This window comes from Cellulosimicrobium cellulans (assembly GCF_016907755.1).
GTDB classification, from domain to species: Bacteria; Actinomycetota; Actinomycetes; order Actinomycetales; family Cellulomonadaceae; genus Cellulosimicrobium; species Cellulosimicrobium cellulans_D.
In genome coordinates this window covers 1925202-1943928 of record NZ_JAFBCN010000001.1, presented here as the reverse complement: position 1 = coordinate 1943928, position 18727 = coordinate 1925202, and the positions used below count along the sequence as shown (strand labels likewise).

Here is an 18727-nt window from a genome sequence, read left to right as displayed (position 1 = left end):
GCGTGCGACCGCGCGTCGGGCACCCCCGACGAGCGGACGACGCGGGCACGAGCGTGCTGGACCCCGGCGACACGTGCGGCACCGTCATAGCCCTGCCATCTCGGCCGCCTCACGCACCCGGAGCTTCCCCGACATGAGCTGCGGCAGCAGCGTGTCTCGAAGAGCGGTGAGGGTGCTCGACTCGCGCAGAGCGCTGGCGATCCGGCTCTCGAGTGCTCGCACCTCCGACTCGAGCGCCTCGGGGTCGATGCCATCAGCCAGCCGAGGCAACTCGAGCGAGTGTAGTTGCGCGCGGTTGATCGATCCGAAGACGGTTCCCTCCGCCTCGTAGGGCGCCCACGCCTCGGGGACGTGCTTGAGGAGGTGGAAGAGCGTGCTCTGATGGGCGCTCCTCGACCGAACCGCCGCGAGCCCACGACCGATGCAGAGATGCTCGTTCGCTAGGTTCACCTCGCCGACAGGCGCTCGAACGCTGACAAGAACGTCTCCCTCATCCGCAGTCCGCGTCGGGGCCGTCGTCCACACGCGACGGGAGGGAAACCTCGTCCCGAAGTCCCGAACTCCCTGGTAGAACACCAGACCATCACCGGACTCGTTGAGCGTCTCTCCCGTCGGCGACGACCCCATCTTGATGACGGCCAGCTCATCGAGTCGGCTCGAAGCTGAAGTATCGAGCGCTCGACGCACGGTGGCAGCGGCGAGATGACCCGCGGTGGTGACGAGGCGGGTGTTGGCCGCGATCTTGTCATCGAGCGCACCGAGCACGTCGCCGATCGCTCGCTGTGTGGAGAACTCCGGCAGCGAAATCCGCACGTCGCGGAGTGCCGACTGACGGATCCCGACGACCGTCGTTCCCGTGGCGCGACCACTGAGTTCGGACTGCAGCCGGTCCGTCTGAAGCGCGTAGTACAGAAAGCCGTCGTCCAGAACGCCGTTCTTACCGCGCAATCCGAAGAGCCGCTGTCCCAGGACCAGTGGAGCGTCGTCGCGTACGCGTGCGACCCTGCCGAGCGGGGCCTCACTGGTGAGAAGGACATCACCACGCTTGACAGGGACTGGCATCCATCGCGAGTACGTCTCTTCATCCACAAAGCGGGCTTCGCTGAGGTCGAGCACCCCGTCGCGGACGAGGATGGCGGATGCGACCGGCACCCCCTCCGAGACGAAGTCCGAGCCCAGTTTCCGTGGCGTCTTGCCACGATGATCAATGAGGACTTCGAGCGCTTCTTCGAGACGGATGCTCATGCGTCGAGCCTGCCCAACTGCTCGCGGACTACCTGCTCGAGATGGCTCGACTCCTCGAACTGCTCGAAGAGGTCCTTGGTGAGTCTTGCGATCTTCTCCTCGACGGGCTCGCCGTCGTCCTCGACCTCGGCGGCGCCGACGTACCGGCCGGGCGTGAGCGCGTAGCCGGCGTCCTTGATCTCGGCGAGCGTCGCGGAGTAGGCGAAGCCCGGGATGTCCTCGTAGGTCAGTCCGGCGTCAACAGCCGACTTCGTCCCGCGCCACGCGTGGAACGTGCCGGCGATCTTCGCGATGTCGTCGTCGGACAGCGCGCGCTCGGCGCGGTCGACCATGTGGCCGAGGTTGCGGGCGTCGAGGAAGAGCACCTGCCCGGTGCGGTCGACGGACCCGCGCGAGCCCGCCGTCTTGTCCTTCGCGAAGAACCACACGCACACAGGGATCCCGGTCGACCGGAAGAGCTGCGTGGGCAGTGCGACCATGCAGGACACGAGGTCGGCCTCGACGAGCTGGGCGCGGATCTCGCCCTCTCCCCCGGAGTTGGACGACATGGACCCGTTGGCCATGACCACACCCGCGGACCCGCCGGGCGCGAGCTTGGACAGGATGTGCTGGATCCAGCCGTAGTTGGCGTTCCCGGCGGGCGGGACGCCGTAGCGCCAGCGGGCGTCGTCGGTAGCGCGGGCCCAGTCCTTGATGTTGAAGGGCGGGTTGGCCATGACGTAGTCCATCTGCACGTCGGGGTGCAGGTCGCGCGCGAACGTGTCGCCCCAGCGCGCGCCGAGCTGGCCGGTGAGGCCGTGCACGGCGAGGTTCATCTTGGCCATGCGCCAGGTGCGCTCGTTGAGCTCCTGCCCGTACACGGAGATGGCCTGCGGGTCGGCGCCGTGGCGCTCGAGAAACTTCTCGGCCTGGACGAACATGCCGCCGGACCCGCACGCCGGGTCGTACACGCGGCCCGCGTACGGCTCGAGCATCTCGACGAGCACGCGCACCACGCCGGGGGGCGTGTAGAACTCGCCGCCACGCTTGCCCTCGGCGGCGGCGAACTTCGCGAGGAAGTACTCGTACACCTCACCGAGCACGTCGCGCGCGCGGATCGCACCGACGCCGGTGAACCGCGCCGAGCTGAACAGGTCGACGAGCTCGCCGAGTCGGCGCTGGTCGACGCTGTTCGAGTTGAAGATCGTCGGGAGCGTGGCGGCGAGGGCGGGGTTCGACCCCATGATGTGCACCATCGCGTCGTCGACGAGCTCGCCGATCGTCGCGCCCGGCTCCTCGGGCGTGGCCGCCCGCCCCTTGGCGTGCTGCGCGAGGTAGCCCCAGCGCGAGCGCGTCGGGACCCAGAACACGCCCGCCCGGCGGTACTCGTCCTGGTCCTCCAGCAGCGGCTGCGCGTCCTCCTCGGTCAGCCCGTCCGCGACACACTCGGCGAGGATCGCGCCACGCCGCTCCTCGAACGCGTCGGACACGTACTTGAGGAACACGAGCCCGAGGACCACGTCCTTGTACTGGCTCGCGTCCATGGAACCGCGGAGCTTGTCCGCGGCCTTCCACAGCGTGTCCTTGAGCTCCTTCATGGTGGTCGCCGTGCTCGGCGTGGCCACCGCCTGCTTCGTCCTCGGGGGCACTTCTGCTCGCTTCCTCGAATGGTCCTCGTGAACAACCTTGCTCACGAGCCGGGCTCATCCTTGCGCATGCGTACGACACCGCTCGTGACGCCGTCGACCAGCACCTGCTCCAGCTCCTCGAGCCGCGCCAGCTCGGCGCGTGCCGCGGCCCGCCTCTCGCGCACTCGCGCGAGCGCCTCCGCGACCTCGTCCGCCTGGTCGGCTGGGACGATCCGCACGTCCCAGGATCGCCACCGGGTCCCCCGGGCCTGCGTCGCGACGTCGCGCGCGAGCACCTCGGGCACGAGCAGCGCGTCGGCCCCGACCGCACCGCGCGGCTCGGCAGGACCGCGTGCCCGCAGGCGCAGTACCCGGGCCGGGAAGGCGACCACGGAGAAGCCCGCGGTGTCGACGATCGCGGCGGGGCGCGGCGTCGTGCAGAACACGACGTCGCCCGGCTCGGTAAGACGTCCCGCCGGATACCGGGCGGCGAACCCCAGGCGGTCGACGACACGTGCCCCGACCTCCAGGTCGCCGAGCAGCTCGGGGACGCCCAGGATCCGCGACTCGCCCGCCGGGTCGCCGCCGGGCGCACGCACGTCGGCGTCGTCGAGCCGGTTGCCCGGCACGCGGCGCACGACACCCCCGTCGACGAGGCTTCCCAACCGCGCCCGCCGCACCGGCGCGGCGTCTCCGCGATCGACCCGGACGTCGAGCGCCGGGCGCGAGACGTCGTCGAGCGCGTCCACCAGCTCGACGGCGCGCGCGACGGCAGCACCGCCGTCGTCGCGTGCGACCGGTGCGAGCGGTCGCACGACCTCGACGAGGCTTCCCCGCGCGGCGAGCAGCTCGCGCACGTGCACGAATCGGGAGAACCGGAAAGCATGCCGTGCCACGTCGTCCCGTGTGCCGAGCGCCGCCACGACGTCGGTCACGAGGTCCTGGACCACCCCCGGCGGGAACGCGCCGTGCACGGGCGAGACCCCCGAGAGGTCGGCCACGGTCGTCCAGCGGTCCGCGATGTCGAGGTCCGGGTCGGGTTCGCCGCCCCGGAGGACCCAGAGCGCGAGGCGCTCACGCGAGCGCTCCACGAGGAGGCCGGCGGGGAGGAGCACCGCCGCGCGCAGGTGGTTCGGTCGCAGCAGGGCTGAGCGCACCGACTCCGCCTCGGGCGACGACGACGCGTCGATCAGCGCGCTCGCGGGCCCGATCACGAGCGCGAACTGACGGTCAGCGAGGCCGAGGACAAGGTTGTCGACGAGGTCGAGGACGGCGACGTCGTCGAGCACGCCGGAGCCGACGGGAGGGACCTGGGTCACCACGAGCGGGAGCTCGTGGGACCCGGGAGCACCGGCGACGGGCTCGGCCTGCAGTGGCCGCACGGACCAGCCGTGCGCGCCGAGCCGGCGGCGTACCAGGCGGTGGGCGTCGCCCGTCGGCACGTGGGCCGTCGGGGACTCGACGACCTCGCCGCGGCCGAGGACGGCCGCCAAGAGGTCCCCGCAACCCGGGTACGGGTCGGCGACCGCACGCTCGACCGTCACACCCGACGCCGCGAGGTCGCCCCCGACGGCACCCGCCAGGTCCGCGACGAGCGCGAGCGCTGCGGGCGCGAGCGCCGATCGGGAGAGCTCGTCGCGGCCCGTGCGAAACCGGTCGGCGAGCAGCGCCTCCACGGCGGCACCGGGCGTGTACGCCGAACCGGCCGCGAGATCCGCGAGCGCGGCGAACCGGTCGAGGTGCTCCCCGAGCGCCTCTACCTCCGCGTAGAGGGCATCGTCGTCCGGGTCGAGCTCGTCCGCCAGGTCGAGGACGTCGTCCACGTCGAGGGACGCGAGGGGTTCGGACACGTAGGCCTTGAGGCGCAGGAGCGCGGTGAGCCCGGCGAAGTCGACGTCGCGGTCCGGGCCGGACGCGTCGTCGAGCACCGCCCGCAGCGCGACGTCCGCGCGGAACGCGCGGTTGTTGCCGAGGCCGCTCGCCTCGACCCAGTCCGCCACGTCCGACGCGCGGAACAGCAGCGCCTCGGAGCCCGCTCGACCCGCGACGGCGACCGCCCGCCGTACCGGCGCGGGGAACGGCGTGGGGCCGGAGGCGTGACGCCGGCGCCAGACCGACACCACCGGACGTCGTACGTGGGCGAGCTCGGCAACGTCGGCGAGCGTGAGGCGCAGGTCCGCGAGCAGCGGCCGCGGCGCGGCGATCGCAGGAGACATCGTCACGGCAGGCACCTCCTTGGTCGTGTTCGTCGTCGAGGTCCTGAACCTATCGCGATCAGGTGCGCCGTAGGCCTCCAATTCGATAAGCCCTCTTATCGCATGGAATGAGGTCAGCCGACCTCCCGTTCGAGGACGCTCCCTCCATGACCGGACACCGAGGGCCGGCGCAGGCGAAGGAGCTCGCATGACCCCGATCAGCCACGTGAGGTGCCAGTGCGGCTCCGTGTACCCCCTCCACGAGGGGCGCGGCCTGTGCCCGCACTGCGTGTCCCTCACCCCACCCGGCGACCGGGCCGAGACCGAGCCGGACGCCGACGAGGACTGAGCTACGTCGCCCACCGTCACGACGCACCCGCACCACACGAGAAGGAGATCACCATGCCGTTCATCCGCTCCGTCCGGGTCGCGCACCCGGGCACCACCAACGAGCACGTCGTCGAGGTCCGCTACTCGACCACCACGACCGGGCCGCTCCGCGCCGGGACCCGCGAGGCCGTGCACGCCGCCATCCGCCGCGGTGAGCGCTTCCGCACGTTCGACGAGCGCACGCACAACCAGGCCGACGTCGTCGCCCGCGTCAGCCCGCGCGGGACCCGCTACATCACGTCCGTCGCGAACGGACGCGAGACCGACAACCTCCTGCACCTCCCCCGCCACTGAGCGCGCCCCGACCCACCGACGCCATGCCGAACCGAAGGAGCACCATGTCCCCGTACAGCCAGCCCTTGTCCGTGCCCCCGCTGCGGGGCGCCCGCGCGGTCGCCGCCGCCCTCGCGCTCGTCGGGTCGCTCACTGCGTGCGGTCTCGCGGCGCCGGTGGCCCCGGAGGTGACCCCGGCCGCGTCGTCGACCTCGGCCGAGCCGACCGGCGCCGAACCCACCCTGACCGGCACGTACCAGGAGGGCTACGACCTCGGGTACGAGCACGGGTCGACGACGGGCGCGCGCGCGGGTGCCGACTTCCTCGCCGAGCGGACCGAGAAGTTCAACGACGGCTACGAGGCCGGGTACTCCACGGGGAAAAGCGAGGCGGAGGCCGCGAACAAGAACCCCGTGACGTCGTTCGGAACCCCCATGGAGTGGGAGGACGGGCTCACCCTCACCGTCGCCAACGACGGATACTTCACGCCGAGCGAGTGGGCAGCGGTCGGCGAGTTCTCCACCTACCTCAGCTTCACCTTCACGGTGACCAACGGGACCGCCACCACCTGGTCCTCGTCGGGCTACACGCAGGTCACGAGCGGGGGCGTCGCCGGCGACGAGGTGTTCGACTCCGACCAGGGCTACGGCGGCGCACCCACGGCCCCGGTCCTCCCGGGACAGTCGATCACCTGGAAGCAGGGGTTCGGCGTCACGGACCCGGCCGACCTCACGATGAACGTCTCGCTCGACTGGGACCACGTCGACGTCGTCTACACGACTGTCGAGGACGCCTGGACCTTCTAAGGCCCCGCGAGGGCGCCGAGCGCGGCCCACTCGTCGTCGGTGAGGACGCGCGAGCGGATGATGAACCGCACGCCCTCGGGTGCCTCGACGCTGAACCCGGCGCCGCGGCCGAGCACGACGTCGATCGTCAGGTGCGTGTGCTTCCAGTACTCGAACTGCGCGCGGCTCATCCACACGGGCACGGTGAACTTTCGCGCGCCGTCGGACTGGCCCGGTCCGCCGTCGTCCGGGACGACGACCAGGTCGCCGAGGTGCACGTCGGCGTCACCGAGCAGGAAGTCACCCTGCGGGTAACACATGGGCGACGATCCGTCGCAGCACCCGCCGGACTGGTGGAACATGAGGTCGCCGTGGACCGGGCGCAGCCGCGCGAGCAGCATGGCGGCGTCGTCGGTGAGGGCGACCCGCGCGGGTGGCGCGCCAGTCGTGCGTGGCGAGCGGACGTCGTCGGGCACGGGAACCTCCTGCGGCAGGGAGCGAGAGCGAGGTTGCTCACCGCCGAGCACGGGGTTGTTGTCGTTCTGAAGGCGAGAACGACACCAACCCCGTGTTCGGCGGACAGGGGCCCGGCTCTAGAAGAAGCCGAGCTTCTGGGCCGAGTAGGAGACGAGGAGGTTCTTCGTCTGCTGGTAGTGGTCGAGCATCATCTTGTGGTTCTCGCGTCCGACGCCGGAGCCCTTGTACCCGCCGAACGCGGCGGCGGCGGGGTACGCGTGGTAGCAGTTGGTCCAGACGCGCCCGGCCTCGATGGTGCGGCCCGCGCGGTAGGCGGTGCTCCCCGACCGCGACCAGACGCCGGCGCCGAGCCCGTAGAGGGTGTCGTTGGCGATCGTCATGGCGTCGTCGAAGTCGGAGAAGTCGGTGACGGCGACGACGGGCCCGAAGATCTCCTCCTGGAAGATCCGCATCGAGTTCTTGCCCTCGAAGATCGTGGGCGTCACGTAGTACCCGCCCGCGAGGTCGCCGCCGAGCTCGGCGCGCGTCCCGCCCGTGAGGACCTTCGCGCCCTCGGCCTTGCCGATCTCGATGTACGACAAGATCTTCTCGAGCTGGTCGTTGGACGCCTGCGCGCCGATCATCGTCGCGGTGTCGAGCGGGTTGCCCTGCTGGACGGCCTGGGTCCGGGCGACCGCGTCGCCGAGGAACGTGTCGTAGATCGACGACTGGATGAGGGCCCGCGACGGGCACGTGCACACCTCGCCCTGGTTGAGGGCGAACATGGTGAACCCCTCGAGGGCCTTGTCGTAGAAGTCGTCGCGCGCGTCGGCCACGTCGGAGAAGAAGATGTTCGGCGACTTGCCGCCGAGCTCGAGCGTGACCGGGATGATGTTCTGGCTCGCGTACTGCATGATCAGGCGGCCGGTCGTCGTCTCGCCCGTGAACGCTATCTTGCGGATGCGCGGGCTGGACGCGAGCGGCTTGCCGGCCTCAACGCCGAACCCGTTGACGACGTTCACCACCCCGGGCGGCAGCAGGTCCCCGATGACGTCCATGAGGAAGAGGATCGACGCGGGCGTCTGCTCGGCCGGCTTGAGCACGACGCAGTTGCCCGCCGCGAGCGCCGGGGCGAGCTTCCACACGGCCATGAGGATCGGGAAGTTCCAGGGGATGATCTGCCCGACGACGCCGAGCGGCTCGTGGAAGTGGTACGCGATGGTGTCCTCGTCGATCTCGGAGATCGACCCCTCCTGCGCGCGGATCGCGCCCGCGAAGTAGCGGAAGTGGTCGATCGCGAGCGGGATGTCGGCCGCGAGCGTCTCGCGGACCGGCTTGCCGTTCTCCCACGTCTCCGCGACGGCGATCCGCTCGAGGTTCTCCTCCATCCGGTCGGCGATCTTGTTGAGGATGTTCGCGCGCTCGGTCGCGCTCGTGCGACCCCACGACCGGGCGGCGCCGTGCGCGGCGTCGAGCGCGCGCTCGATGTCGTCGGCGTTGCCGCGCGCGACCTCGGTGAAGGTCCGGCCCGTCACCGGGCTGGGGTTCTCGAAGTACTGCCCGCTCGCCGGCGCGACGTACTCGCCGCCGATCCAGTGGTCGTACCGGACCCTGTACTCGGCGATCGCCCCGTCCGTGCCGGGAGCTGCGTAGACCGTCATCGTCTGCCTCCTCGCAGTGGTGACTCGCCGCGCCCCTCAGGGAGCTCGCCGTCAGGCGGGGAGTGCCCGACGGCGGTGCGCGGCACGGCGCCTCGTCGCGCCGTGGCACGACGCTAGGCACGCGAGGGTTGCAGCACCGTTGCAGCGCGCGCCCGACAGGTCTCGGTCAGGAGAGCTCGTCGTCGAGGAGGTCGAGGTGCGCGCGGGCGCGGACCCAGAGCGGGCTGCCGTGGTGGGCGACGCTCTGGAGACGCGTCCACGCAGCGTGGTCCTCGGCGCCGTCGTCGGTGCGGGTCCACGCGTCGAGGACGTCGGCGTCGCCCGCCGACACGACGGCCGCGCGGAGCTCCGCCGCGAGCTCGGCGCGCAGGTGCTCGACGGCGGGCGCGCCGGAGCGCGGGAGGAGCGGCCCCCGGTAGGCGGCGACCGCTCCCCGGACGTCGCCGACCGCGAGCCGGTCGCGCACGACGTCGGCGTCCGTCCGCAGGGGTCGCGCGAGCCGGTACGGGCGGGAGCCGGCGAGGAGCGGGCCGGCGACGCGGCGCAGGCGCGAGACCTCCGCGCGCACGGTGACGTCCGAGAGCGCGCCGGGGTGCAGGAGCACGGCGAGCTCGTCCGCGGAGAGGCCGCGCGGGTGCGCGGCGAGGAGCGCGAGGATCTCGGCGTGCCGCAGCGACAACCGGTGCTCGAGGCCGTCCGCCGCGCGGAGCACGGGCGTGATGCCGAGCACGAACAGCTCGGGTGCGCCGTCGCGCGGCGGGGCAGGGACGGTCCCGGAGCCGCCGGCCCCGGGTGCGGACGCGCGCTGGGCGAGCTCCCGCTCGAGGCTCAGGACCGTGGCCCGCACGAGCGAGAGGACGACGCTCGAGGCCGCCGACTGGCGGCCGGTGACGTCGAGGACACCGAGGACGCGCCCGGTCCCGGGCTCGTGGATGGGGACCGCCGTGCAGCTGAACGCCTGGACGGGCCGGGAGAAGTGCTCCGCGCCGAGGACCTGCACGGCCCGACGCGCGGCCAGCGCGGTCCCGGGGGCGTTGGTCCCGACGCGCTCCTCGCGCCACACCGACCCCTCGACGAACCCGACGCGCTCGACCGCGTCCCGCAGCGCGCGGCTGCCCTCGACCCACAGGAGCCGGCCCGCGTCGTCGGACACGGCGACGGCGAGGCCGTCGTCCGCCGCGGCGTCGACGACGAGCTCGCGCACCACGGGCATGACCCTGGCGAGCGGGTGGGCGTCGCGGTAGGCGACGAGGTCGTCGCGGGCGAGCGCCGACTCCGTGCGCGGGCCCTCAGGGTCGACACCGCTGTGCACGGACCGGCGCCACGAGTCGGCGACGACCGGGTGGACGCCGTGCGGGAGGACGCCGTCGACGAGGAACGACCGGTAGGCGGCGCGGACCGAGCGGGCGTCGCGGCGCGCGTCGGGTCGACGCGGGTGCGCGTCCGAGCGCAGCGGCGGTACGAGGGTGCGCGACACGGGACCTCCCACGTCGTCGTGCGGTGCTGGGCCCAGTGTAGGGCGCGCGCGTCGGCCCGCTACCGCGGCGGCGGGGCGGGCGCGGCCCCGCCCGCGACCCTCGCGTCCGCCGCGACGCGGCGCAGCCCGGCGAGGACGACGCCCGTCGCCGCGGTGGGCGGGGCGCCGCGGCGCACCGCGGCGTACACCGGGCGCGTCCGGGGCGCCCGCAGCGGGCGGGCGACGACGTCGTACCGGGGGTCGACGGCGAGGCCCGGCAGCAGCGCGACCGACAGCCCCGCCTCGACGTGCGCGAGCAGCAGCTCGTAGCTGGGCAGCCGCGCGACGACGCGGGGCTCGAACCCGGCGTCGCGGCACGCGCTCTCGACGAGGGTCGACAGGTACCGGCCGGGCAGGTCCGCCGCCCACCGCGCGTCGGCGAGACCGGCAAGGTCGACCGGCCCCTCCCCCGCCACCGTCCCCTCCGACGAGTGCGACGGCGCACCCGACGGCGCGACGAGGACGACCGGGTCCTCGAGCAGCGGGACGGTCGCGACGTCGGGCCCGGCGAGCCGCGCGCCGTCGAGCAGGTCCGCGGTCACGGCGACGTCGACGTCCGCGCGGCGGAGCGCGGGCCAGCTCTCGCGGGGGTCGAGCTCGACGACCTCGACCTGCACCCGCGGGTGCTCGACGACCAGCCGCCGCGCGAGGGGGATCACGAGGGTCCGGACGCCGCTCGAGAACGCCGCGACGCGCACGACCCCGGCGGGCTGACCGTCGGGGTGGGCGAGCTCCGCCTCCGCGAGCGCCATCTGGTCGAGGATGACGCGGGCGTGCCGCGCGAGGGTGCGCCCCGCGGGCGTGAGGTGCACCCTCCGCCCGGTCCGCTCGACGAGGCGCGACCCGGTCTCGGCCTCGAGCGCCGCGAGCTGCGCGGACACCGCGGACGGGCTCAGGTGCAGGGACGCGCCCACCGCGCGCACGGTCCCGAGGTTCTCGAGCCGGGCGAGGATCTGGAGCCGGGCGGCGTTGAGCACGCGGTCCTCCGTTCCATGTGGTCGCGGCCGCTTGTGCGGGTTCTCCGCACAGACTGTACGAGAACTCGTGCTGTACGCGCACAGAGCTGCGTCCCTACGCTCGGAGGATGGCCGTCCTTCCGTCCCCCGCCCTCGCCCCGACGACCCCGGACGCCGCGACGTTCTGGTCCGACGCCGACCGGCACCTCGTGCGCTACGGCGGGCCGTTCACCCCGGAGATCGTCGAGAGCGCGTCGGGCAGCTTCGTCACGACGGCCGACGGGCGGCGGGTCCTCGACTTCACGTCGGGCCAAATGAGCGCGATCCTCGGGCACAGCCACCCGGCGATCGTCGAGACGGTCCGGAGCCAGATCGGCACGCTCGACCACCTCTTCTCCGGGATGCTCTCGCGCCCGGTCGTCGACCTCGCGCGCCGGATCGCGGGCACGCTGCCCGACCCGCTCGAGAAGGTCCTGCTCCTCACGACGGGCGCCGAGTCCAACGAGGCCGCGATCCGGATGGCCAAGCTCGTCACGGGTCGGCACGAGGTCGTCTCGCTCGCCGGGTCGTGGCACGGCATGACGCACGCCGCGGCCGCCGCGACGTACAGCACCGGACGCCGCGGGTACGGCCCGACCGCGCCCGGCAACCTCGTCGTCCCCGTGCCGAACGCGTACCGTCCCGACCACCTCACGCCCGACGGCGCGCACGACTGGCGCCGCCAGCTCGACCTCGCGTTCGACCTCGTCGACGTGCAGTCCACGGGGAGCCTCGCGGCGTGCATCGTCGAGCCGATCCTCAGCTCGGGCGGGATCGTCGAGCTGCCGCCCGGCTACCTCGCGGCGCTGCGCGACAAGTGCCACGAGCGCGGGATGCTCCTCATCCTCGACGAGGCGCAGACGGCGCTGTGCCGGACCGGGTCCTGGTACGCGTTCGAGGGCCGCGACGGCGAGGAGCCCGTGGTCCCCGACATCCTCACGATCTCCAAGACGCTCGGTGCCGGCCTGCCCCTCGCCGCGGTCGTCACGAGCGCCGAGATCGAGGAACGCGCGCACGAGCGCGGTTTCCTCTTCTTCACGACGCACGTCTCGGACCCGCTCGTCGCGGCGGTCGGCAACACCGTGCTCGACGTGCTGGAGGCCGAGCAGATGGACGCCCGGGTGCGCGTGCTCGGCGACCGCCTGCGCGCCGGGCTGCTCGACCTCCAGGACCGCCACGCCTCGATCGGCGACGTCCGCGGGCGGGGTCTGCTCCAGGGCATCGAGCTCGTGCTCGACCGCGAGACGAAGGAGGGCGCCGACGCCCTCGGCTCCCTGGTCACCCGGCGGTCGCTGGACCTGGGGCTCCACATGAACGTCGTACAGCTCCGGGGCATGGGCGGTGTGTTCCGCATCGCGCCGCCGCTCACCGTGAGCGAGGAGGAGCTCGACCTCGGGCTCGACCTCCTCGACCGCGCGCTCGGCGAGGCGGAGCGCGAGCTCCTCGGCTGAGCCGCGCCCCGTCACTTCCCGGCGGGCGTCCGGCGTGCGCCGACGGCCACCACGCCGTCGCGCACGACGACCGGCGCGCCCAGCCCGGGGACGTCGAGCGACGCGCGGACGCCCTCGACGACGCGGCCGTCGTCCCCGCCCGGTGTCTCGTCGACGAGCCAGAGCGCGCCGCCCGGGACGAGCAGGGCCGCGAGCGCGCTCGGCTCGACGTCCGCCGTCCGGGTCCAGAAGACGTTGACGTTCACCGCGAGGACGACCTCGAACGGCCCGCCCGTTCCGGCCGCGCGCCGCACCCTCGGCAGCCTGCGTTTACACCGTCTCAGCATGCGCGACAGCCCTTCCGTGATGCGGACAGCCGACCTAGCCTGACGCTCGGACGGACCACCACCTCGGACACCCCGGCTCCCGCCGCACGGAGGACACCATGCCCGCACCGCTCGACACCACCGAGAAGATCACCCAGTACGCCCACCCCGACCGCCTCGTGAGCACGGACTGGCTCGCCGAGCACCTCGGTCAGCCCGGCATCGTCGTCGTCGAGTCCGACGAGGACGTGCTGCTGTACGAGACCGGGCACATCCCGGGCGCGGTGAAGATCGACTGGCACACCGACCTCAACGACCCCGACACGCGCGACTACATCGACGGCAAGGGCTTCGCCCAGCTCCTGGGCGGCAAGGGCATCGGCCGCGACACGACGATCGTGGTCTACGGCGACAAGAACAACTGGTGGGCCGCGTACGCCGCGTGGGTCTTCACGCTGTTCGGCCACGAGGACGTGCGTCTGCTCGACGGCGGCCGCGGCAAGTGGATCGCGGAGGGCCGCGAGGTCACGACCGACGTCCCCGCGCCGGAGGCCGTCGAGTACCCCGTCGTCGAGCGCGACGACGTGACGATCCGTGCGTTCAAGGAGGACGTCCTCGCGCACATCGGCAACGGTCCGCTCGTCGACATCCGCTCCCCGCAGGAGTACACGGGCGAGCGCCTGCACATCCCGGACTACCCGGAGGAGGGCGTGCTGCGCGGCGGCCACATCCCGACGGCGCGCAACGTCCCGTGGGCGACCGCGGTCGCCGAGGACGGCACGTACAAGTCGCGCGAGCAGCTCGAGGCGATCTACCAGGAGGGTGGCCTCGGCCTCGCGACGGACGACGAGGTCGTCACGTACTGCCGCATCGGCGAGCGCTCGAGCCACACCTGGTTCGCGCTGACCTACCTGCTCGGGTTCGACAAGGTCCGCAACTACGACGGCTCGTGGACCGAGTGGGGCAACGCCGTGCGCGTCCCGATCGTCAAGGGCGAGGAGGCCGGCGAGGCCCCCGCGTCGCTCAACTGACGCACCGCTCGCACCTCACGCCCGACGGCGCGCGGCCGGCCCTGGTGGCCCGCCGCGCGCCGTCGGCGTCCGCCGCGGGCATACGCCGCGCGCGCCGGGCGTTCCGCACGGTGGGACCAGGTCCCGGCCGCACTCCCCCCGATGCAAGGATCGCCACCATGAGCTCCCCGACCGACGCCTCGTCACTGCCCGCGGCCCTCGCGGAGATCCGCGAGGACTTCCTCGCGCTGCCGGAGCGTGAGCGCCTCCAGCTCCTGCTCGAGTTCGCCAACGAGCTGCCCGACCTCCCGGAGCGCTACGCGAGCGCACCCGGTCTGCTCGAGCGCATCGAGGAGTGCCAGTCGCCCGTGCGCGCGTTCGCGGAGGTCGACGACGACGGTGTCGTGCACTTCTTCGCGACCGCGCCCGCCGAGGCGCCGACGACGCGCGGGTTCGCGTCGATCCTCGCGCAAGGGCTCTCCGGCCTGACCGTGCAGCAGGTGCTCGACGTGCCGGACGACTTCCCCATGTCGATCGGCCTCACGCGGGCCGTGAGCCCGCTGCGCATCGGCGGCATGAACGGCATGCTCACGCGCGCCAAGCGCCAGGTGCGCGAGCAGGTCGCCGGCCGTTCCTGACAGCGACCCGGGCTCGCCGGCGGCGGCTCGTCAGTCGCGGAGCGCGAGGCGGCGTGCGAGGACCGCGCAGACGACGAGCTGGAGCTGGTGGAACACGATCACCGGGACGGCGACGACGCCCGCGACGGCGACCGGGAACAGCACGCTCGCCATGGGCAGACCCGTGGCGAGCGACTTCTTGGACCCGCACATGAGGAGCGCGATCCGGTCCTCCGTCGACAGCCGCAGGGCCGCCCCGCCCCACCAGGTGAGCGCGAGCATCGCGGCGAGCACGAGCGCGCTCACGACGAGCAGCGCGACGATCGACCACCCGGACACGCTCGCCCACACGCCCGCCGAGGACGCGGCCGCGACGGCGCCGAACACGACGACGAGGATGGTGCCGCGGTCGACGCCGAGAGTGAGCCAGCGCCGCGCGCGGACCCAGTCGCCGACCCACGGCTGGAGGAGCTGTCCGACGACGAACGGCAGCAGGAGCTGGAGCAGCACGGTCCGGAGCCCACCGAGCCCGCCCGTGGAACCGTTGGCACCCCCGTCTGCTCCGGCCATGAGCCACAGCACGAGCAGCGGGGTGATCACCATGCCCGCGACGTTCGACACCGTCGCGCCGCAGATCGCCCCGGCGACGTTGCCGCGCGCGACCGACGTGAACGCGACGGACGACTGCACCGTCGACGGGAGCAGGGACAGGTAGAGCACGCCCGCGGCCAGCGGCGCCCCGACGAGCGGCTCGATCGCCCACGCCGTGACGAGCCCGAGCACCGGGAACACGACGTACGTCGCCGCGAGGATGCCGCCCTGGAGGCGCCAGCTCCGCAGGCCCGCCCACACCTCGCGCGTCGACAGGCGCATGCCGTAGACGAGGAAGAGGACCGTGACCGCGACGTCTGCCACGGCGTCGACCACGCGCTGCGCGTCCGGCCCCACCGGCACGACCAGCCCCAACACGAGCACGACGAGCAGGGTCACGACGAACGGGTCGACCCACCGGCTCAGGACTGCGCGCACGGGGACCGAGCCTAACTCCCTTCATCCATCACCAGCAGACGCCTGGCCGTCACGCCCATCGATCCAGACGGATGATGGTGGGACAGGCGTACGCAACGGCACGGTAATCGAACCGGGATCTACAGTCCCGCAGGGGAGCAATCAACCATCAAACACCGGTTCGGTCGCATGGGAGAGCGAGCGGGCGCCCGATGGATGTCAGTGGCCTGTGGGACGCTCCTACCGACAGCAACGATCCCTCTACCAGCGCGGAGTGCACAGCGTGGGACACAAGGTCTACATCTCCTTCAAGACCGAAGACGCCGCATACAAGCAGGCGATCCAGGATATGCCCCACCTGGATTACGTCGACAAGTCACTAAATCTGCCGATCAACTCCACCGATCCTGACTACATCATGCGGAGAATTCGAGAGGATTACCTGCACGACTCTACCGTTACCATCTTCCTAATCGGCTCACGATCCGCCGAGACCCTTGGATGGTTCGAGCAGCAGTATATCAAACGCGAGTTGCAGGCGTCGTTGTATAACTCGGCAAGCAGTCGCAAGAGCGGAATCCTCGGTATTGTACTCCCCGAGGTCGAAGACACGGTTTTTCGCGGCGAGAGCGAGTGCATGACCTGCGGCTCACTGCACAACATTGTTATGGTGAACGACTCAACCGCAATTTCAGAGTTCCACTACAATTACTACATCCCCAACAGCAAATGTGCGTGGTCAGAAGAGGACCGCTACTGCGTGCTAACGACATGGAGCGAGTTCGAAACGGATCCGAACGGCTGGATTGATCGCGCCTACGACAAGCGCACCGCTCCGATCTCGTTCAAGACAAAGGTGCGGCCGTGATGAACGTGCCACCGCAAGTTCCCGAACTAGACCTGCCCGCCTTGTTTAGGTCCGCTGACGGTAAAGCCGCTCTAAGCCAGCGTACGTTCTACATTTGGAAGGGTCTAGAACTCGGCGCATTGGCTGGAGCCGCCTGTGCTGCATTGATTCCCGGGGACATCCTCGGGAAATCTGGCCCAATTGCCGCCCTCCTACTCTTCATCGCCGCCCTGACCATGCAAGTGACGCGCGTCGCATCCACTGCCGAGAAGACTTGGTACGACGCGCGCGCCGCGGCCGAGTCCATACGGTCTGCAGCGTGGCAGTACGCCGTGGGCGGCGAGGCTTTCCGGCTGGACGATCCAGACGCAGAACGCGCCTTTAGACACGTCCTACGCGATGTGCTGGCAACTGTTCCGCACCTCGACATTGGCGCGAACGCCAACGACGCGCCCGGAGTGACAGAGTCGATGCGAACGATTCGCGCACTTCCGCAGGCAGACCGATCGCGGATCTATTACGATCAGCGGGTTGCGGGACAGGTGACGTGGTACGCCAACAAGGCTCGATGGAACAAGCGTCGATCTTTCATGTACGGCGTTATAGTCATCACTCTTGAAGCCGTCGCCCTTCTCGCAGGGGTCGCGCGCGTGGCATCCGGCGGTGATGTCGACTTTCTCGGTGCTGTCGCCGCAATCGCCGCAGCATTCGTTGCTTGGACTCAGGCGAAGAAATACGCCTCCCTTTCGGAGTCCTATGGGGTCACCAGCCACGAGGTGAACTTGGTTAGGGACACCCTGCCCCAAAGCGCCGATGAGGCAACGTGGGCTCAGAGCGCCCATGACGCCGAAGCGGCATTTAGTCGCGAGCACACTATGTGGCGTGCGCGACGCCAGGGCGCTGTGTAGCCAGTTCTTGGCCGATACCTCGCTCCGGTGGCACGTTCCTGATCGCGCGCACTCTTGCTCGGCAGTTCGAGGTAGTGCACCCGCAAAGGCGATTCGTGAATAATCGTCCCGCGATCAGAAGAGGGTGTAGCCGCCGTCGACCGTGACGACCGCGCCGGTCATGAAGCTCGACGCCGCGCTCGCGAGGAACACGACCGGAGGGCCGATCTCCTCGGGCTCGGCCCAGCGCCGCATCGCGGCGGGCGCGACGCAGTCGTCGTAGTACTCCGGCTGGTCGACGGGCGACGCCTCGGTGCGCACGTAGCCGGGCGCGACGGCGTTGACGCGGATGCCGTGCGGCGCCCACTCCGCGGCGAGGCCCTTGGTGAGCTGGTGCACCGCCGCCTTGGACGCGAGGTACGCGGGCTGCCAGCGCGGCCGGTTGACGATCGACGCCGACATCGACCCGACGTTGACGATCGCGCCCGGTCGACCGTCGGCGACCAGGGCGCGCGCGACCGCGCGCGAGCAGTACCAGACGCCGTCGAGGTTGGTCGCGAGCGTGCGGTGCCACACGTCGTCCTCGATCTCGAGCGCCGCCCCGCCGATCGAGATCCCCGCGTTGTTGACGAGCAGGTCGACGGCCCCGAGGTCCGCGGCCACGCGCCCGACGACATCGTCCACCTGGGCACGGTCCGTCACGTCGAGCGCGTACCCGCGGGCGTCGATCCCGGCCTCCCGCAGCGCGGCGGCCGCGTCCTCGGCGGCAGGCGCCGTCGTCGCCGTGAGCGCGACCCGAGCGCCGGCCTCGCCGAGCGCGCGGGCGACGGCGCGCCCGATCCCGCGGCTCCCACCGGTGAGCAGGGCCGTGCGGCCGGCGAGCGAGAACGAGTCGAGGACGGTCACGCGGGACAGTCGACCACGAGGCGTGTCAGAAGTCGAAGAGGTCCTCGAGCCACGACTCCTTCTTCTTCCGCTTGCGGTAGCGGGGGTCGTAGCCGTCGCGCCCGTCGTAGCGGCGGTCGCGGTCGTCCCGGTACCGGTCGTCGCCGTACTGGTCACCCCGGTAGCGGTCACGGTCGTCATAGCGGCGGTCATCGCGGCGGGCGTCGCGCCGCTCGCCGTAGCCGGGCGTGCCGTAGTCCGCGGCGGGCGCCGGCGGGTACGACGTCGGCGCGGGGGCGGGCGGGGCCGCGGGGGCCGGAGCGGTGCGTGCGGCAGCGGCAGCGGCCGGGCCGACGGCCTCGGCGGCGATCTCGCTCTCCAGCGAGCGGTCGATGATCTTGTCGAGCTCACCGCGGTCGAGCCACACGCCGCGGCACGTCGGGCAGTAGTCGATCTCCACGCCCTTGCGCTCGGTCATGACGAGCACGGTCTGGTCGGTGGGGCACAGCACGTCTGCCTCCTCGCGTGATGGGCCGGGCACGGTCGGCGCCCGCACGGGTACTGCGGAGTCCAACGCGGCTCCCGCACGCGCGG

General features: G+C 71.6%; 19 protein-coding genes. 8 read left to right on the top strand and 11 right to left on the bottom strand.

What is annotated here, in order from left to right:
• Positions 1-84: 84 nt before the first annotated feature.
• The 3 genes from JOE63_RS08340 to JOE63_RS08330 form a co-directional block, all read right to left on the bottom strand.
• Positions 85-1245, bottom strand: coding sequence for a restriction endonuclease subunit S (locus tag JOE63_RS08340; RefSeq protein ID WP_204540575.1), 1161 nt, complete (start codon positions 1243-1245; stop codon positions 85-87).
• Entirely contained in the window at positions 1242-2822 is a 1581-nt protein-coding gene (locus tag JOE63_RS08335; RefSeq protein WP_239577512.1) for a class I SAM-dependent DNA methyltransferase, read from the bottom strand. The genes JOE63_RS08340 and JOE63_RS08335 overlap by 4 nt, the downstream gene beginning before the upstream one ends.
• Before the next feature lie 92 nt (positions 2823-2914).
• Complete coding sequence (locus tag JOE63_RS08330) at positions 2915-5074, bottom strand: hypothetical protein (RefSeq protein ID WP_204540569.1); 2160 nt, start codon at positions 5072-5074, stop codon at positions 2915-2917.
• Positions 5075-5255: 181 nt separating this feature from the next.
• Between JOE63_RS08330 and JOE63_RS08325 the strand changes: the two genes are divergently transcribed.
• From JOE63_RS08325 to JOE63_RS08315, 3 genes are read left to right on the top strand one after another with little or no spacing between them, the layout of a single operon-like run.
• Positions 5256-5396: a hypothetical protein gene (locus tag JOE63_RS08325; RefSeq protein WP_204540567.1), complete on the top strand. Its 141-nt coding sequence runs from the start codon at positions 5256-5258 to the stop codon at positions 5394-5396.
• Between the two features lie 53 nt (positions 5397-5449).
• Positions 5450-5731: a DUF3892 domain-containing protein gene (locus JOE63_RS08320; RefSeq protein ID WP_076405185.1), complete on the top strand. Its 282-nt coding sequence runs from the start codon at positions 5450-5452 to the stop codon at positions 5729-5731.
• 44 nt (positions 5732-5775) lie between these two features.
• Positions 5776-6516, top strand: coding sequence for a hypothetical protein (locus tag JOE63_RS08315; protein ID WP_204540564.1), 741 nt, complete (start codon positions 5776-5778; stop codon positions 6514-6516).
• On the opposite strand, the gene JOE63_RS08310 is transcribed toward JOE63_RS08315, so the two are convergent.
• The 4 genes from JOE63_RS08310 to JOE63_RS08295 all read right to left on the bottom strand — a co-directional run bounded on the left by JOE63_RS08310 (position 6513) and on the right by JOE63_RS08295 (position 11105).
• A complete protein-coding gene (locus tag JOE63_RS08310) occupies positions 6513-6896 on the bottom strand; it encodes a DUF779 domain-containing protein (RefSeq protein WP_204543574.1) in 384 nt (127 codons plus the stop codon). The two genes, JOE63_RS08315 and JOE63_RS08310, sit on opposite strands and share 4 nt — an antisense overlap.
• Positions 6897-7088: 192 nt before the next feature.
• Complete coding sequence (gene adh / locus JOE63_RS08305; RefSeq protein WP_204540561.1) at positions 7089-8612, bottom strand: aldehyde dehydrogenase; 1524 nt, start codon at positions 8610-8612, stop codon at positions 7089-7091.
• Between the two features lie 166 nt (positions 8613-8778).
• Complete coding sequence (locus tag JOE63_RS08300) at positions 8779-10089, bottom strand: helix-turn-helix domain-containing protein (protein ID WP_307839998.1); 1311 nt, start codon at positions 10087-10089, stop codon at positions 8779-8781.
• A 59-nt stretch (positions 10090-10148) separates the two neighbouring features.
• The gene (locus JOE63_RS08295; protein ID WP_204540557.1) at positions 10149-11105 is read right to left on the bottom strand and encodes a LysR family transcriptional regulator; all 957 of its coding nucleotides are present in this window, start codon (positions 11103-11105) and stop codon (positions 10149-10151) included.
• 107 nt (positions 11106-11212) lie between these two features.
• On the opposite strand from JOE63_RS08295, the gene JOE63_RS08290 reads away from it, so the two are divergent.
• Complete coding sequence (locus JOE63_RS08290; RefSeq protein WP_204540554.1) at positions 11213-12574, top strand: aspartate aminotransferase family protein; 1362 nt, start codon at positions 11213-11215, stop codon at positions 12572-12574.
• A gap of 11 nt (positions 12575-12585) precedes the next feature.
• Here the strand turns inward: JOE63_RS08290 and JOE63_RS08285 are convergent, their stop codons facing one another.
• The gene (locus JOE63_RS08285; protein ID WP_204540551.1) at positions 12586-12867 is read right to left on the bottom strand and encodes a hypothetical protein; all 282 of its coding nucleotides are present in this window, start codon (positions 12865-12867) and stop codon (positions 12586-12588) included.
• A 131-nt stretch (positions 12868-12998) separates the two neighbouring features.
• Between JOE63_RS08285 and JOE63_RS08280 the strand changes: the two genes are divergently transcribed.
• Both JOE63_RS08280 and JOE63_RS08275 read left to right on the top strand, forming a co-directional pair.
• Positions 12999-13910 (top strand): sulfurtransferase, encoded by a 912-nt coding sequence (locus JOE63_RS08280; protein ID WP_141391225.1) that lies wholly within the window; start codon positions 12999-13001, stop codon positions 13908-13910.
• A gap of 158 nt (positions 13911-14068) precedes the next feature.
• Positions 14069-14527 carry a SufE family protein gene (locus JOE63_RS08275; RefSeq protein WP_141391226.1) on the top strand — a complete coding sequence of 153 codons (459 nt, stop codon included), beginning with the start codon at positions 14069-14071 and terminating at the stop codon, positions 14525-14527.
• Positions 14528-14557: 30 nt separating this feature from the next.
• Here the strand turns inward: JOE63_RS08275 and JOE63_RS08270 are convergent, their stop codons facing one another.
• On the bottom strand, positions 14558-15535 hold the full coding sequence (locus JOE63_RS08270; protein ID WP_204540548.1) for a bile acid:sodium symporter family protein: 978 nt from the start codon (positions 15533-15535) through the stop codon (positions 14558-14560).
• Between the two features lie 262 nt (positions 15536-15797).
• Here JOE63_RS08270 and JOE63_RS08265 point away from each other — a divergent pair, with 262 nt between their 5' ends.
• A complete protein-coding gene (locus JOE63_RS08265) occupies positions 15798-16382 on the top strand; it encodes a TIR domain-containing protein (protein WP_204540545.1) in 585 nt (194 codons plus the stop codon).
• Positions 16382-17269, top strand: coding sequence for a DUF4231 domain-containing protein (locus tag JOE63_RS08260; protein WP_239577504.1), 888 nt, complete (start codon positions 16382-16384; stop codon positions 17267-17269). Before JOE63_RS08265 ends, JOE63_RS08260 begins: the two co-directional genes overlap by 1 nt.
• A gap of 114 nt (positions 17270-17383) precedes the next feature.
• Here JOE63_RS08260 and JOE63_RS08255 read toward each other — a convergent pair whose 3' ends face one another.
• A complete protein-coding gene (locus JOE63_RS08255; RefSeq protein ID WP_204540539.1) occupies positions 17384-18154 on the bottom strand; it encodes an SDR family NAD(P)-dependent oxidoreductase in 771 nt (256 codons plus the stop codon).
• A gap of 25 nt (positions 18155-18179) precedes the next feature.
• Complete coding sequence (locus JOE63_RS08250) at positions 18180-18644, bottom strand: TFIIB-type zinc ribbon-containing protein (RefSeq protein WP_204540536.1); 465 nt, start codon at positions 18642-18644, stop codon at positions 18180-18182.
• Between the last annotated feature and the right edge of the window lie 83 nt (positions 18645-18727).